The sequence below is a fragment of the Streptomyces sp. NBC_01808 genome (genome assembly GCF_035917395.1).
In the GTDB taxonomy this organism is placed as follows: Bacteria; Actinomycetota; Actinomycetes; order Streptomycetales; family Streptomycetaceae; genus Streptomyces.
In genome coordinates this window covers 5,784,953-5,799,985 of record NZ_CP109072.1, presented here as the reverse complement: position 1 = coordinate 5,799,985, position 15,033 = coordinate 5,784,953, and the positions used below count along the sequence as shown (strand labels likewise).

13 protein-coding genes are annotated in these 15,033 nt (G+C 74.0%); 5 read left to right on the top strand and 8 right to left on the bottom strand.

Annotated features, from left to right (window positions below; genetic code table 11):
* Positions 1-13: 13 nt before the first annotated feature.
* Entirely contained in the window at positions 14-1,540 is a 1,527-nt protein-coding gene (locus OG946_RS25755) for a zinc-dependent metalloprotease (protein WP_326798375.1), read from the top strand.
* Positions 1,537-2,067: an NUDIX hydrolase gene (locus OG946_RS25750; RefSeq protein ID WP_326798374.1), complete on the top strand. Its 531-nt coding sequence runs from the start codon at positions 1,537-1,539 to the stop codon at positions 2,065-2,067. Before OG946_RS25755 ends, OG946_RS25750 begins: the two co-directional genes overlap by 4 nt.
* Before the next feature lie 55 nt (positions 2,068-2,122).
* Here OG946_RS25750 and OG946_RS25745 read toward each other — a convergent pair whose 3' ends face one another.
* Positions 2,123-2,707, bottom strand: a complete 585-nt coding sequence (locus tag OG946_RS25745; RefSeq protein WP_326798373.1) for a M48 metallopeptidase family protein — start codon at positions 2,705-2,707, stop codon at positions 2,123-2,125.
* 169 nt (positions 2,708-2,876) lie between these two features.
* Here OG946_RS25745 and OG946_RS25740 point away from each other — a divergent pair, with 169 nt between their 5' ends.
* The gene (locus tag OG946_RS25740; RefSeq protein WP_326798372.1) at positions 2,877-4,250 is read left to right on the top strand and encodes a ThiF family adenylyltransferase; all 1,374 of its coding nucleotides are present in this window, start codon (positions 2,877-2,879) and stop codon (positions 4,248-4,250) included.
* Entirely contained in the window at positions 4,243-5,643 is a 1,401-nt protein-coding gene (locus tag OG946_RS25735) for an ABC1 kinase family protein (protein WP_326798371.1), read from the top strand. Before OG946_RS25740 ends, OG946_RS25735 begins: the two co-directional genes overlap by 8 nt.
* Positions 5,644-5,715: 72 nt before the next feature.
* Here OG946_RS25735 and OG946_RS25730 read toward each other — a convergent pair whose 3' ends face one another.
* From OG946_RS25730 to OG946_RS25715, 4 genes are all read right to left on the bottom strand, one after another.
* On the bottom strand, positions 5,716-6,027 hold the full coding sequence (locus OG946_RS25730) for a hypothetical protein (protein ID WP_164716094.1): 312 nt from the start codon (positions 6,025-6,027) through the stop codon (positions 5,716-5,718).
* Complete coding sequence (locus tag OG946_RS25725; RefSeq protein ID WP_276314995.1) at positions 6,024-6,347, bottom strand: WhiB family transcriptional regulator; 324 nt, start codon at positions 6,345-6,347, stop codon at positions 6,024-6,026. Before OG946_RS25725 ends, OG946_RS25730 begins: the two co-directional genes overlap by 4 nt.
* A gap of 158 nt (positions 6,348-6,505) precedes the next feature.
* Positions 6,506-6,829: a hypothetical protein gene (locus OG946_RS25720; RefSeq protein WP_326798370.1), complete on the bottom strand. Its 324-nt coding sequence runs from the start codon at positions 6,827-6,829 to the stop codon at positions 6,506-6,508.
* A 168-nt stretch (positions 6,830-6,997) separates the two neighbouring features.
* A complete protein-coding gene (locus OG946_RS25715) occupies positions 6,998-9,238 on the bottom strand; it encodes an ATP-dependent DNA helicase UvrD2 (protein WP_326798369.1) in 2,241 nt (746 codons plus the stop codon).
* A 180-nt stretch (positions 9,239-9,418) separates the two neighbouring features.
* On the opposite strand from OG946_RS25715, the gene OG946_RS25710 reads away from it, so the two are divergent.
* A complete protein-coding gene (locus OG946_RS25710) occupies positions 9,419-9,676 on the top strand; it encodes a mycoredoxin (protein ID WP_101421709.1) in 258 nt (85 codons plus the stop codon).
* Between the two features lie 68 nt (positions 9,677-9,744).
* Here the strand turns inward: OG946_RS25710 and nudC are convergent, their stop codons facing one another.
* The 3 genes from nudC to OG946_RS25695 all read right to left on the bottom strand — a co-directional run bounded on the left by nudC (position 9,745) and on the right by OG946_RS25695 (position 14,959).
* Positions 9,745-10,695: an NAD(+) diphosphatase gene (gene nudC / locus OG946_RS25705; RefSeq protein ID WP_326798368.1), complete on the bottom strand. Its 951-nt coding sequence runs from the start codon at positions 10,693-10,695 to the stop codon at positions 9,745-9,747.
* Between the two features lie 105 nt (positions 10,696-10,800).
* The gene (locus tag OG946_RS25700; protein WP_326798367.1) at positions 10,801-14,097 is read right to left on the bottom strand and encodes an ATP-dependent DNA helicase; all 3,297 of its coding nucleotides are present in this window, start codon (positions 14,095-14,097) and stop codon (positions 10,801-10,803) included.
* A 151-nt stretch (positions 14,098-14,248) separates the two neighbouring features.
* On the bottom strand, positions 14,249-14,959 hold the full coding sequence (locus OG946_RS25695; RefSeq protein WP_326798366.1) for a hypothetical protein: 711 nt from the start codon (positions 14,957-14,959) through the stop codon (positions 14,249-14,251).
* Between the last annotated feature and the right edge of the window lie 74 nt (positions 14,960-15,033).

Sequence of the window (15,033 nt, the reverse complement as noted above, 5' to 3'; positions counted from 1 at the left end):
AGCCGAGGAAACCGTGAGTGACACCCCATTCGGATTCGGCCCCCCGAAGGAGCCGGACGACGACGGCGAGGGCGACGACAAGGGTGCCCGCAAGGGGGACGGCGACCGGAGCAGCCGGGACCCGTTCGGCTTCGGGGGCGCCGGAAGCGACCCGCAGAACCCGTTCGCGGCCATTTTCGGCTCCCTCGGCGGCCAGGGCGGCGCCATGGGCCCGCAGGACCTGGGCGCGGCCTTCCAGCAGCTCGGCCAGATGCTGAGCTACGAGGGCGGGCCGGTCAACTGGGACATGGCCAAGGACATCGCCAGGCAGACCGTCGCCCAGGGCACAGCTGGGGGTACCTCCCAGGCGGGAGGCTCTGGGGGAGAGTCCAAGGACGTCAGCGTCGGGGACGCCGAGCGCAAGGCGGTCGAGGAGTCCGTACGCCTCGCCGACCTGTGGCTGGACGGCGCCACGTCGCTGCCCTCCGGCTCGGGCGCCGCGCTGGCCTGGAGCCGCGCGGAGTGGGTCGAGGCGACGCTTCCGGTGTGGAAGGAGCTGGTCGACCCGGTCGCCGAGCGCGTGGGCGCCGCGATGGGCGGTGTGCTGCCGGAGGAGATGCAGGCCATGGCCGGCCCGCTCATCGGCATGATGCGCTCGATGGGTGGAGCCATGTTCGGCACCCAGATCGGACACGCGGTGGGGGTGCTGGCCGGCGAGGTCGTCGGCTCCACCGACATCGGGCTGCCGCTCGGGCCCGCGGGCAAGGCGGCGCTGCTGCCGGTGAACATCAAGCGGTTCAGCGAGGGCCTGGGCGTACCGCAGGACGAGGTCCGGCTGTACCTGGCGCTGCGCGAGGCGGCGCACCAGCGGCTCTTCGCGCACGTGCCGTGGCTGCGCTCGCACCTGTTCGGCGCCGTCGAGGGCTACGCGCGGGGCATCAAGGTCGACACGTCGAAGCTGGAGGACCTGGTCGGCCAGGTCGACATCGAGCGACCCGAGCAGTTGCAGGAGGCGCTGCAGCAGGGCATGTTCCAGCCGGAGGACACCCCGGAGCAGAAGGCGGCGCTGGCCCGGCTGGAGACGGCGCTCGCGCTGGTCGAGGGCTGGGTGGACGCGGTCGTGCACGCGGCCGCGGAGCCGCACCTGGACGCCCCGTCGCTGAACTCGCTGCGCGAGGCGCTGCGCCGCAGGCGCGCCACGGGCGGTCCTGCGGAGCAGACGTTCGCGACGCTCATCGGGCTGGAGCTGCGGCCGCGGCGGCTGCGGGACGCCTCGCGGCTGTGGGCGTCCCTGGCGGACGCGCGCGGGGTCGACGGGCGGGACGCCCTGTGGGCGCACCCCGACATGCTGCCGACGGCGGGCGACCTGGACGACCCGGACGGGTTCGTGCACAGCGAGCAGGCGGACTTCTCGGAGCTGGAGAAGCTGCTGGGCTCGGGTGCCGACGCCGAATCCGGCGACTCCGGCGACTCCGGCGGGAAGGACACGCCGGACGAGAAGGGCGGCCAGGACGGGCAGGACGGCGGCAGGGGCGACGGCAAGGGCGACGCGGACAAGTGACGCTGCAGAACGACGCCGAGCGCGTACTGAAGGAATGGAGCGCGCCTGACGGCGGTCAGGACGCGCTCCGCCTCACGTACCTGGAGTTTCTGGCGGGGCATCCCGACGGGATGTGGAAGCCGTGCGCGGACGGGCATGTGACGGCCAGCGCGCTGATCGTCGACGTGGCGCGTGAGCGGGTGCTGCTGACGCTCCACCGCAAGTTGAACATGTGGCTGCAGACGGGCGGCCACTGCGAGCCGGAGGACGCGACGCTGGCCGCGGCGGCGCTGCGGGAGGCGCACGAGGAGTCGGGCGTAGCGGGCCTCACGCTGCTGCCCGGCGGTCCCGTGGGCCTCGACCGGCACCACACGCCGTGCGCCTGGCACCTGGACGTGCAGTACGCGGCGCTGGCCCCCGAGGGGGCCGTACCGGCGATCAGCGAGGAGTCGCTGGATCTTCGCTGGTACGGGTACGACGAGGTGGCCGGTGTCGCCGACGAGTCGGTGGCGCTGCTGATGGAACGCACCCGGGCGCGACTGGCCTGAGGGCGGGACCTGAGAGCGGAGGTCCTGGTAGCGGCGGGCCTGAGGGCCGGGCCCGCTAGTCCCTGGCCGGTGGCGGGGTGGTCGGTGTGGGGCGCGGGATGAACGGCAGGCTCTCGCCCGCGACGACGCCCTCCAGGTAGCCGCGGGCCCGCTCGGTGCGGGGGTAGGCGCCGACGAGGTCCCAGAAGCGGGGGCCGTGGCCGGGCACGAGCAGGTGGGCCAGCTCGTGGATCAGCACGTAGTCGATGACGTACTCGGGCATGCCCTTCAGCCGGTGCGAGAGGCGGATCGTGCCCTCGGCGGGGGTGCAGGAGCCCCAGCGGGTGTTCTGGTTGGTGACCCAGCGCACGCTGCTGGGCCGGGCCCGGCCGTCGAGGTACTGCGCGGACAGCCGCTGGGCCCGGTCGGCCAGCTCGGCGTCGCCGGGCATCCGCCGGTTCTCCTGGGCCTGCAGCTTGTCGAGCATGACCGTGACCCAGCGCTGCTCCTCCGCCTCGCTCATGCGGGCGGGGATCAGCACGACGGTGCGGTCGCCCTCGCGATATGCGGAAACGGTCCTGCGCCTGCGCGTGCTGCGTCTGACCTCGACCGCTCTCGACGGTTTCGGCCGTCCCGGGATGTGCTCTGGGTCAGCGGGCACGGCATGACGTTACCTGGTCAGGGTGAAGAAAGTCCCGGCCAGGAGCAGGGGTGCGGCGCCGCCGCAGAGGTCGCGGCCAATTCGTAATACTTTTTCCGGCACCTGTGGATAACTCATGACGCAGTGGGGCGGGCGGCTGGCAGAGTGACGGAGGAACGAGGGGGGCGCGATGCATCCGATGATCAAGCCGGCGCTGCGGCGGAGCTGGCGCGGCAGGCACACCATGCAGATGGGCGTGACCAGGGCACATGCGGTGTCGATCCATCCGGTCGACTCGGCGACGGGGCTGTTCCTGCGCCGGCTGGACGGCACGCGCGGACTGGACGCGCTGCGCCGCGAGGCGCACAGGTTCGGCCTCTCCCCCCGGTCGGTGGACACGCTGGTGGCCCGATTGACGCGGGCCGGGCTGATCGACGACGGGCCGCCCCCGCCGAACGGCACGGGAACTCCCCGGGACGGCCACCCGACCTCCACGGACCGTCCACGTCACGTCCACCGTTCCCCGCACGCGGGTCCTCCGGCGGCGCACGCCGCACCTGCGGCCGACCCGCCGCGGCCCCCGCTGCCTCCGGCCGATCCGTCACGGACCGACCCGCCGGCGTCCGGCCCGGCGGTCGTCCTGCGACGGGCCCGGCCGCCGTCGTCCGGACTGCCGCCGTCCGGCCCGCCGTCGTCCGCTTCGCCGGCGGGCCGGACGACGGCGGCGCCGTCTGAAGGCCGGGGGCGGGGTGGGGTGATACCGGCGCGGCTGCGGGCGGACCAGGCTTCGCTGTCCGTCGTGCACCCCGAGCCCGGGGCCGCGGTGGCGCGGCTGGGGGCGCGGCGAGGGCTGCGGGTGGTGGTGCGCGGTGCCGGGCGGGTGGGGGCTTCGGTGGCGGCGCTGCTCGCCGCCGCGGGCGTCGGCGGGGTGGAGGTGGTCGACGGCGGCTGCGTCGAGCCGTGGGACGTGGCGCCCGGCGGTGTGGGCGCGGGGGACGTCGGCCGGCGGCGCGGTGACGCGGCCCTGGGCGCCGTGCGGCGGGCCGGGCCGTGGCCGGCGGCGCGGGGCGGGCGCCCGGGCGGCGCGGTGTCGCTCGTGGTGCTGGCGCCGCGGGACGGGCTGGCGGCGTACGCGCCGGATCCGGAGGCCGCGCGGCAGTACCGCGAAGCGGGCATTCCGTACGTGTACGCGGGGGTGCTGGAGGGCACGGGGGTGGTGGGACCGCTCGTGCTGCCGGGTGGTTCGGCGTGCGCGGGCTGCCTCGCGGCGGCCCGGACGGAGCGGGAGCCGGAGTGGCCGCAGATGCTCGCCCAGTGGCGGGCCGGAGGTGATCGGGAGGGGGTCGCCGCGTGCGATGTGGCGTTGGCGACAATGGTGGCAGGGCTGACGGCGGCCCACGCGCTGACTTTTCTCGACGGGCGGCTGCCGGTCTGTACAGGGGCCCGGCTGGAGTTCGCGCTGCCGGGCCTGGCCTGGGAGTTGACGGAGCTCGATCCACACCCGAGGTGCGGGTGCGGTGCGGCGGCAGCCGCTGACCGGGATACGGGAGTGGCCCATGTCTGACCTTCCGCGCAAGGCGATCACGCGTACGGCCAGGCTGGCCTCGCTGCCTGTGGGCTTCGCCGGGCGCGCCACCTGGGGGCTCGGCAAGCGGCTCGGCGGCCGGCCGGCGGAGCTTGTCGCCCGGGAGCTCCAGCAGCGCACCGCCGAGCAGTTGTTCAAGACGCTGGGCGAGCTGAAGGGCGGGGCGATGAAGTTCGGGCAGGCGCTGTCCGTCTTCGAGTCCGCCCTGCCGGAGGAGATCGCGGGGCCGTATCGGGCGGCCCTGACCAAGCTGCAGGAGGCGGCGCCGCCGATGCCGGTGCGCACGGTGCACGGTGCGCTGGCGGAGCGGCTGGGCCCGGAGTGGCGCGACCTCTTCCTGGAGTTCGAGGACACGCCCGCGGCGGCGGCGTCGATCGGGCAGGTGCACCGGGCGGTGTGGCACGACGGCCGCGAGGTGGCGGTCAAGGTGCAGTACCCGGGCGCGGGCAAGGCGTTGCTGTCCGACCTGGCGCAGTTGGGCCGCTTCGCCCGGTTGTTGGGGCCGCTGGTGCCGGGGCTGGACATCAAGCCGCTGATCCAGGAGCTGCGGGACCGGGTGTCGGAAGAGCTGGACTACGGGCTGGAGGCCCGGGCCCAGAGCGTGTACGCGGAGGAGTTCGCGGGCGACCCGGATGTGCTGGTGCCGGATGTGGTGCACCAGGCGGACCAGGTGCTGGTCACCGAGTGGCTGGACGGGGTGCCGGTCTCGGAGCTGATAGCGAACGGTTCGCGGGAGGAGCGGGACCGGGTGGGCCAGTTGCTGGCGCGGTTCCTCTTCGCCGGTACGGCGCGCACGGGCCTGCTGCACGCCGATCCGCACCCGGGCAACTTCCGGCTGGTGAAGGAGGGCGAGCCGGAGGAGTGGCGGCTCGGGGTGATGGACTTCGGCACGGTCGACCGGCTGCCGGGCGGACTGCCGGAGGAGATCGGCATCGCGCTCGGGATGACGCTCGAAGGCGAGGCGGACGAGGTCTACGAGCTGCTGCGCGAGCAGGGGTTCGTGAAGCCGGACGTCGAGCTGGACCCGGAGGCGGTGATCGACTATCTGCTGCCGATCATCGAGCCGGCGGCGGTGGCGGAGTTCGCCTTCAGCCGGGAGTGGATGCGGACGCAGGCGGCGCGGATCGCCGATCCCCGCAACCCCGCACACCAGTTGGGCCGGCAGCTCAACCTGCCGCCGTCGTATCTGCTGATACACCGGGTGACGCTCAGCACCATCGGGGTGCTCTGCCAGCTCGGTGCGCAGGTGCGGATGCGCGAGGAGCTGGCGGAGTGGCTGCCGGGCTTCGCCGAGTACGCCGAAGGGGGCCGTCCGGAGGACGACCCCCACGAGGGTTCGGCCACGGAGGACCCGGCGACGGCGACCGCCTGACCGGGCCGGCCGCCGGCGGCCGGAGCCGTGGTCGCCGCCGGCCGGCCGCGGCGCGGGCCCGGCCCGCGGCCGTTACTGCATGACGGCCATGGCCAGCGCGCGCCGGGCGCGCATGTGCGCGCGCTCGGCCCGTCGCTGCATCCGCCGGGCGGCTATCAGGCGCAGGGCCCTGCGTTCCTGCTCGGCGGCCTCCACTCGGTCCCGATACTGAGCCCTGGCAAGGGCTTCTGGCATGAGTTGCATCTGAAGGTTCCTGTTCTGGCGCTCGTCGTAGGCGCCTGCTTCGTGACGTGCTGCGGGGTAGTCGGTGGACGGGCTCATCGTCGTTTCCTGCTCTGCCGGTGCGTGTGCGCGTGGACGGTCGATCGTGCCGTGGGCGTTCATGCCACGACCGGGTTCTTCCGCGGACGCCCACGCGGCCGCTTGCGCGGCACCACTACGCCCTGGACGAACAGTTCGCCGCCCCAGACACCCCAGGGCTCGCGGCGCTCCTTCGCACCCGCGAGGCAGGCCTCACGGACGGGACAGGTCTGGCAGAGGGACTTGGCGTACTCGACGTCCGCCGGAGTCTCCGCGAAGAACACTTCGGGGTCGTAGCTCCGGCAGGGCACGAGGTCGCCGAGCGCGTCGATTCGCTCGTCGAGCTCGGTGAGAGCGGTGAGCTGGGTAGTCAAGGGGACCTCCAGGTCGGTGGTGCCGGGCACGGGGTCGGGCGTGGGCCTGTGCGGGGTGTGCACGGGGAGGGACACGGTTCCGTCCTTGCTCGTCGTCTTGATCAACTTCTGCGTTGGGCAAATCAAAAGGGCCGCGGATCCCGGTTCGGGTTCCGCGGCCCTGGAAGGTGCCGTCTCAATCGATTCGATCAAGATGGTTCTTTCCAGGGATCAGGCCCGCGGAAGGCCCGCATGTGCGTCGTCGTGGCCGCAATGCCGCCTGCAAAGGCGCCATTGGCCCACTCCTGCTGGAGGTCGGCACCCGCTGCCGCCGCCGCATAGGCCGGAGCCTGCGCCGCTGCTACCAGGAGTGCCTTGGTCGGTCGCTCGTCACGGATGTCGGCACCCAGACCGCCACGGACACCGGACACACCGGTGGCGGGGACCTGGAGCTTGGAGAGGGCGAGCAGGCAGGAGGAGACGACCTCGCGACCGTCGGCAGCACGACCTTCAAGTTTCGTGTTGCTGATCATGGGTTTCTCCTCCTCTCTGGTCTCGTCGGACCGGCGAGCTGGTCCAAGGTCTCCTAGTACAACACGGAATCACCGGCTCCGTGAAGAGCTGTTCTTCCGTGCCGGAAGGCTATGAGGCTACTCCCGGCGATCGCAAACCATTTTTCGGGGACTTTTTTCCGGGCCCCGTCAGGGCTCGTCGACGGGCTCCCCCGACGGCTCCCGGCCGGCACACAGATCCAGGACATCGGCGCCATATCGGTCGAGCTTGCGCTTGCCCACACCCGAAATGACCGACAGTTCCTGCTCGTTGACCGGCGCGGCCTCGGCGATGGCGATCAGGGTCTTGTCGGTGAAGACGCAGTACGCGGGCTGTCCCAGTTGCTGCGCCTGGACCGCTCGCCAGTCCCGCAGCCGCTCGTACAGCCCCTCGTCCATGTCCGAGGGGCAGTCCTCGCAGCGCATCAGCTTGATCTCGCCGGCGTCCGTCAGCGTCCGCCCGCAGACCCGGCAGCGCACCGGTCCCCGGCGCCGGCGCCGGGCCGCCGCGCCCCGGTCCGCACCGCCCCGCTCCACGCCGCCCTGCGACACCGCCCCGGCGCCACCGCCACCGCGCCCCGAGCCCGGCCGCAGCCCGGTCAGGAAGCGGCTCGGGCCCCGCGAGGCCCGCCCGCCCGGCGAACGGGACAGCGCCCAGGACAGCGACAGGTGCACCCGGGCCCGGGTGATGCCGACGTAGAGCAGCCGGCGCTCCTCCTCGATCTGCTCGGGCGTCTTGGCGTACGTGATCGGGAGCATGCCCTCCGTGAGCCCCACCAGGAACACCGCGTCCCACTCCAGGCCCTTCGCGGCGTGCAGTGAGGCGAGCGTCACACCCTCGACCGTCGGCGCGTGCTGCGCCGCCGCGCGCTCCGCCAGTTCCTCGACCAGATCCCCGAGCGCCGCTCCCGGCCGGGCCCGCGCGAAGTCCTCGGCCAGCCGCACCAGCGCGGCCAGCGACTCCCAGCGGTCCCGCGCCGCGCCCGAGCCGGCCGGCGCCTCCGCGGACCAGCCCATCGTCCCCAGCACGGCCCGCACCTGCGCGGCCAGGTCGCCGTCCCGGCCGGCCTCGTCCAGCATCGCGTCGTTCTTGCCGGCCACCGCCGCCCCGCGCAGCTTGACCCCCGCCTCGCGCACCTCGGGCCGCTCGAAGAACCGCTCGGCGCCCCGCATCTGGTACGGCACGGAGCGGTCGGCGAGCGCCTGCTCGTAGACCTCCGACTGGGCGTTGATCCGGTAGAGCACGGCGATGGAGCTGGGCGCCACGCCCGCGTCGATGAGCCGGCGGATGTGCCAGGCGGTGCCCTCGGCCTCGGCGGGCTCGTCCGCGTACTCCGCGAAGGCCGGCTCCGGGCCCGCGTCGCGCTGCGCGACCAGCTCCAGCCGGGCGGCGGCGGCCCGGCCCGTGGCCTGGGAAAGCACACCGTTGGCCAGGTGGACGACCTGGGGCGTGGAGCGGTAGTCCCGGACGAGCTTGACGACGGTGGCGTCCGGGTGCCGGGTGCGGAAGTCCAGCAGGTGGTCGGGGGTGGCGCCGGTGAAGGAGTAGATCGTCTGGCTGGCGTCGCCGACGACGCACAGGCTGTCCCGGCCGCCGAGCCACAGTTCGAGGAGCCGCTGCTGGAGGGGGCTGACGTCCTGGTACTCGTCGACGACGAAGTGCTGGTACTGCCGGTGCACCTGCTCGGCGATGTCCGGGCGGTCCTGGAGCACGCCCACGGTGAGCAGCAGCACGTCCTCGAAGTCGATGACGCCGCGGTCGCGCTTCAACTGCTCGTAACCCCGGTAGATCCCGGTGATCTCCGCCGGGTCGCGCGGGGCGTCGCGGCCGGTCTTGGCGAGCGCCGCGGCGTAGTCCTCGGGGGCGGTCTGGGTGACCTTCGCCCACTCCAGCTCGCCGGTGACATCCCGCAGCTCATTGCGATCGAGGCGGACGCGGGTGCGCGCCGCGGCCTCCGCCACCAACTGGACCTTGCGCTCCAGCAGCCGCGGCAGCTCGCCGCCGACCGCGCGCGGCCAGAAGTACTGCAACTGCCGCAGGGCGGCGGAGTGGAACGTCCGCGCCTGCACACCCGGGGCGCCGAGCTGGCGCAGCCGGCCGCGCATCTCGCCGGCCGCCCGGTTCGTGAACGTCACGGCCAGCACGCTGCCCGGCTGGAGCATGCCGGCGCGCACCCCGTACGCGATGCGGTGGGTGATCGCGCGGGTCTTGCCCGTGCCCGCGCCGGCCAGCACGCACACCGGGCCGCGCAGCGCCGTCGCCACCTCGCGCTGCTCCGGGTCGAGCCCGGCCAGCACCGCGTCCGCCGAGCCCGGGACGGCCGGGAACTCCGTGGGCTCCGGGGACAGGGAGGGCTGCGAGGACGACGAGGGCTGCGGTGCTGCTGTCACCCCGCCATGCTGCCAGGTCCGCCGGGACCGGTGTGCCGGTTGTCCACAGGCCCCGGTTGACGGGCCCGGTTATCCACAGAAGGCGGCTGAGACTACGGGAATGGCGGCGTCCCCGGGTACGTTCACCTTCCGGAACAGATCACGCCGCGACCCGGCCGACCCCCAAAGGAGCGCAGCGACATGGCGGGCACCGTCACGATGTACAGCACCACCTGGTGCGGCTACTGCCGTCGGCTGAAGAGCCAGATGGACCGCGAGGGCATCCCGTTCGAGGAGATCAACATCGAGCAGGACCCGGACTCCGCCGCCTACGTCGAGAGCGTGAACAACGGCAACCAGCTCGTGCCGACCGTCGTCGTGGTGCCGCGGCAGGGCGGCGAGTCCGTCGCCATGCCGAACCCCTCGCTGGCGCAGGTCAAGGCCGCCCTCGGCGCCTGACCGCGGCCGCCGGCGCCGGGCGCGGAGCCCGGCGCCCGGCAGCGCGTCCGCAGGACCCGCGGCGGCCGTCAGCCCGGCCGCCGCGGCAGGTCCGAGCCGTACCACAGCTCGATCAGCCGCCCCGCGATCGAGATGCCGTACGGCGGCAGCACCTCGCCGGACTCGTACGCGGCGCCCAGCTCCTCGCGGGAGAACCAGCGCGCCTCGTGCAGTTCCTCGCCGTCCACCCGGATCTCCGCGCCCTTGGCGTCCGCCGCCCGCGCGAGAAAGCCGACCATGAGGCTCGACGGGAACGGCCACGGCTGGCTGGCCACGTACTCCACGTCGCCGACCACCACCCCCGCCTCCTCGAAGACCTCCCGCCGCACCGCGTGCTCCAGCGACTCGCCGGGCTCGACGAAGCCCGCGAGCGTCGAGAAGCGCCCCTCCGGCCAGTGCACCTGGCGGCCCAGCAGGATCCGGTCCTCCGGGTCCGTCACGGCCATGATCACAGCGGGATCCGTCCGCGGGTAGTGCTCCGCGCCGCACGCCGGGCAGCGGCGGATGTGGCCCGCGGCGGCGATGACCGTACGCTCACCGCAGCGCGAGCAGAAGCGGTGCAGCCGCTGCCAGTTCTCCAGCGCGACGGCGTGCACCATCAGCCCGGCGTCCTGCTCCGACAGCAGCAGCCCCGCCTCGCGCAGCCCCGCGGCGCGCGCGGTGTCGTCCATGCGGCCGGGCAGCGAGTCCTTCTGCAGCGCGAAGTAGCGCACGCCGTCGGAGTCGGTGCCGAGGAAGTAGCGGTGCTGCTCGGTCGGCGGGGCCTCGAAGGCCGGCGTCGTGACCAGCGCCGTGCCGCCGTCGGCGGTGTCGTCGATGAGCACCTGGCCCTCGCAGACCACGAAGACCCGGGTCGTCGGATGGCTCCAGGCCGCGGCCAGCCACGCCTCGTCGATGCGGTGGTGGGCGGCGCGGTCGACGCCGCTGTCCGCCGTGAAGGAGACCGGCCGAGAGGCCGCCCGGTCGATGCCCGTGGTCACTGCTGCTCCCCTTCCGCCGCGCCGCACACGGCCCCCGCGCGCCCGTCCCGCAGGTACGCCGAAGGGTCGGCGACGCTGCCGGGGGTGGTGCTCATGCCCCCGAGCCTAATCCGTCCGGCCGGACAGCAGTGCCTCAAGCTCCGCTCTGCCCGGCAGTGTGGCCGGACGCACGATCTCCCCGGTGCGTACGTACAGGAAGGCGGCGGTCACGTCGGCGAGCGGCAGCCGCTCCTGCTCGGCCCAGGCGAGCCGGTAGACGGCGAGCTGGAGGGGGTCGGCGCTGCCGCTGCGGCCGGTCTTCCAGTCGACGATCTCGTAGCCGCCGCCGGGGTCGCGGTAGACGGCGTCGATACGGCCGCGGACCAGGCGTCCGGCGAGGCTGAGCTGGAAGGGGGCCTCCAGGCGGTACGGGGTGCGCCGGGCGTACGGGGACCGCTCGAAGGACTCCTTGAGGGCGGCCAGCTCGCGCTCGTCGGCGATCTCCGGCGCGTCCTCCTCGCCGCCGGGCAGCTCGTCGGGGCCGAGCATGGGCAGCGGCAGCGCCTCGAACCGCGACTCGACCCAGGCGTGGAACCGCGTCCCGCGCCGCGCGGCGGGCATCGGCGGCCGGGGCATGGGCCGGGCCAGCTCCTGCGTGAACGCCTCGGCGTCGGCGGCGAGCCGGAGGAGCTGCGAGGCGGTGAGGGATGCGGGCAGGGTGACGTCCCGTACGGGCCGGCGGGCGGCGAGCAGTTCCGCTTCGAGGGCGTCGAGGTCCCGGTCCCAGGACTCGACGACCCGCACGTCTGCGGGCCCGAGGGGAGGGGCCGGGGCGCGGTCGGGGTCGGCACCCGGGGCGGGTTCGTCCGGCGTCGCCCGGCGGGTGAGCGCCGCCTCCACCGCCGCCGCGGCCTCGCGGCGGCGGGCCGTCGCCGCAGGCGCGAGCGGGAGGGGCCACGCGCGCTCCGCGGCGTGCTCCGCCAGGGCCGGGTTCTCCGCCTCCTTCGGGGGTTCCTGGGCCCACGCCTCGACCTCGCCGCCGCCGCGCTCGCAGTGCTCCCGCAGCGCGTGCAGGAACGCCGACGGGCCCCGCGCCTCCTTCTGCGTCGGACCCCACCAGTGCCCGGAGCCCAGGAGCAGCGACCGGGGGCGCGTCACCGTGACGTACCCGAGGCGCAGCTCCTCCACCTCCTGGTGCTCCCGCATCGCCGCCTTGAAGTCCTTCAGCCCCCGCGCCGTCCACTCCGCCACGTCCGGCAGCGTCTCGGCGTCGCCCCGCAGCGCGTGCGGCAGCACCTTGCCCTGCGTGACCCACGACTCGCGCGGCTGCCGGCTCGGGAAGTGCTTCTCCACCAGCCCCGGCACCACCACGACGTCCCACTCCAGGCCCTTCGCCTTGTGCGCCGTGAGCACCTTGACCGTGTCCCGCCCGTCGCCCGGCAGCGAGCTGTCGAGTCCCTTCTCGTACTGCGCCGCGGTCCGCAGGAAGCCCAGGAACGCCAGCAGCGTCGCCTCGCCGTCGAGGGCGGCCGACGAGGCGTAGTCGGCGGCGACGTCGAGGAAGCGCGCCAGCGTCTCGCGCCGCCGCGCCGCCAGCGCGTGCGGCGACGCGGACAGCTCGACCTCCAGGCCCGTCACCCCGAGCACCCGGTGCAGCACGTCCATCAGCGGGTCCGCCAGCGACCGCCGCAGGTCCCGCAGCTCCGCCGCCAGCCGGCCGAACCGCTTCCGGGCTTCCGCGCCGAACGGCAGCCCGTCGTCGGGCTGCCGGGACTCCAGGAACGTGTCCAGCGCGTCGGCGAGCGACGCCACCTCCGCCGGGTCGACGCCCTCCACGGACTGCGCCAGCCGCTCGTCGGCGTCCTGTTCGCCATCCGTACGCACCGTGGCCACCAGCAGCCGCGCGCGGCGCCCCAGCAGCGCGAGGTCGCGGGCGCCGATGCGCCACCGCGGGCCGGTCAGCAGGCGGACGAGCGCGGCGTTGGCGGTCGGGTCCTGGAGCACCTCGCACATCGCCACCAGGTCCGCGACCTCCGGCAGGTCCAGCAGCCCGGCGAGACCCACGACCTCCACGGGGACGTCCCGGGCGACCAGCGCCGCCTGGATGTCGCCGAAGTCGCCCGCGGTGCGGCACAGCACGGCGACGTCGCCGGGGGCCGTGCCCGTACGCACCAGATGCGCCACCGAGTCCGCCAGCCACTCCAGCTCCGCCCCGTACGTCGGCAGCAGCGCGCAGCGCACCGTGCCGTGCCGCTCCGCGCCCGGGGCGGGGCGCAGCGCCTCGACGCCGACGTGGCGGGCGCGCAGGGGGGCGGCGAGGCCGTTGGCGAGTTCGAGCAGGCGCCCGCCGCTGCGGCGGTTCTCGCTGAGCGCCTGGCGGCGCGCGGGGGTGCCGTCGGCGTACGGGAAGTGGGCCGGGAAGTCGTCGAGGTTGGCGACGGAGGCGCCGCGCCAGCCGTAGATCGCCTGGCAGGGGTCGCCGACGGCGGTCACCGCGTGCCCCGTACCGCCGCCGAACAGCCCGGCCAGCAGCCGCCGCTGGGCGACGGAGGTGTCCTGGTACTCGTCCAGCAGCACCACCCGGCACTCCTCGCGCAGCAGCCGCCCGACCGCCGGGTGGTCCTCGGCGAGCAGCGCGGAGTGGGCGATCTGGTCGCCGAAGTCGAGCAGGTCGCGGCGGCGCTTCTCGCGCCGGTAGGCCCGTACGAGGTGGAGCAGCTCCAGCCGGGCCTGCGCGGCTCTGGGGGCCTTGCGCAGTTCGTCGTTGGTGAGCCGGACGCGGTCGAGACCGGCGAGCTGCCCGGTGCCGAAGTCCGCCAGCGCGTCGGGCTCCACGAGGTGTTCCGCCAGCTCGGCGTCGAGCGCGAGGAGTTCGCTGACGAGCGTCGGGAGGGACTTCGTCAGGGCGGGGTACGGGCCGGGGGCGGTGCGCAGGACGTGGGCGGCGAGCTGGTAGCGGGTGGCGTCGGCGAGGAGGCGGGCGCCGGGTTCGAGGCCGATGCGCAGGCCGTGGTCCTTGAGCAGTTGGCCGGCGAAGGCGTGGTACGTGGAGATCCGCGGCTCGCCGGGCTCCGCGGCGCCGTCGCCCGGCACCCCGTCGCCGTACGCGCCTTCGCCGTACGCCCCCTCCGCACCGCCCGCCGGCGTGACCCCCGCCTGCGCCAGCGCCCGGCGCACCCGCTCCGCCAGCTCCGCCGCCGCCTTGTTGGTGAACGTCAGCCCCAGCACCTGCTCCGGCGCCACCTGCCCCGTACCGACCAGCCACACCACCCGGGCCGCCATCACCGTCGTCTTGCCGGACCCCGCGCCCGCCACGATGACCTGCGGGGCGGGCGGTGCGGTGATGCACGCCGTCTGCTCCGCGGTGAAGGGGATCCCGAGGAGCTCCTTGAGCTGATCGGGGTCGGTGATACGGGCCGGCATTCCAGCGAGCATAGCGGCGCCCGCCGACAACCGGGGCCGTGCGGCTGCCGACGGGCGCGAGGGGCGCGGGATGCGCTACAGGGCGTACGCGCCCGGCGCCGGCCGGAGTCCGGCGCCGGGCCGGGCCACGGACCCGCGGTCCGCTACGGGCTCAGCCGCCCAGCTCGTTCAGGTTCACCGCGTCGGCGGGCGCCTCGACGTCGACCTTCTCGTTGAACTCCGAGAACTCCGCCGTACCCGGCTCGTCCCCGTCCTCGATGTCCATCTTGAGGATGTACGGCTCGCCCTCGGTGGCGATGTGGACCCGCGTGGTCTCGCCGTCCTCCTTGGCGATCAGCGTGATGGTCGGGGTGCCGCGCACCTCGCCCTCGTCACCCTTCTCGGTGGTGTCCTTCTTGCCGCCCTTGTCCTCGTCGTCCATGTCCTTGAGGATCGTGTCGAGGTCGCAGAAGGACGCGAAGTCGTCCTGGCCCGCGCCCATCTCCACCCAGCGGTCGCCCACGGTCGCCTCGATGAGCTGCGCCTGCTCCGGGCTGCCGGCGTTCTGCTCCCAGAACTTCGTGTCCGGCTTCATGTAGGACGTACCGCCGACGCGGCGGATCTCCGCCGTGGCACCCTGCGTGGTGACGGTGCCGGTGCACTCGCCGCCCTTGGTCACCGACAGCTTCATCGACGTCGCCGCCGCCCCCGTCTGCTGGAAGTCCAGGGTCATGGACTTGGCGGAGCGCATGGCCGCCACCGTCTCGTCCTTGATCTCCTCGGCCGACTTGCCCGCGAGACCGCTGTCCTCGCTGCCGCACGCCGAGAGAACCGTCACACCCAGGGCCGAGACCAGCGCCGCCGCCACCACGCTCTTACGCACAGTCAATCCTTACTTGTTGCTTACACCTGACCGATTGGTCATACGACCACACAGACGGCCGCGGTGTCACACCG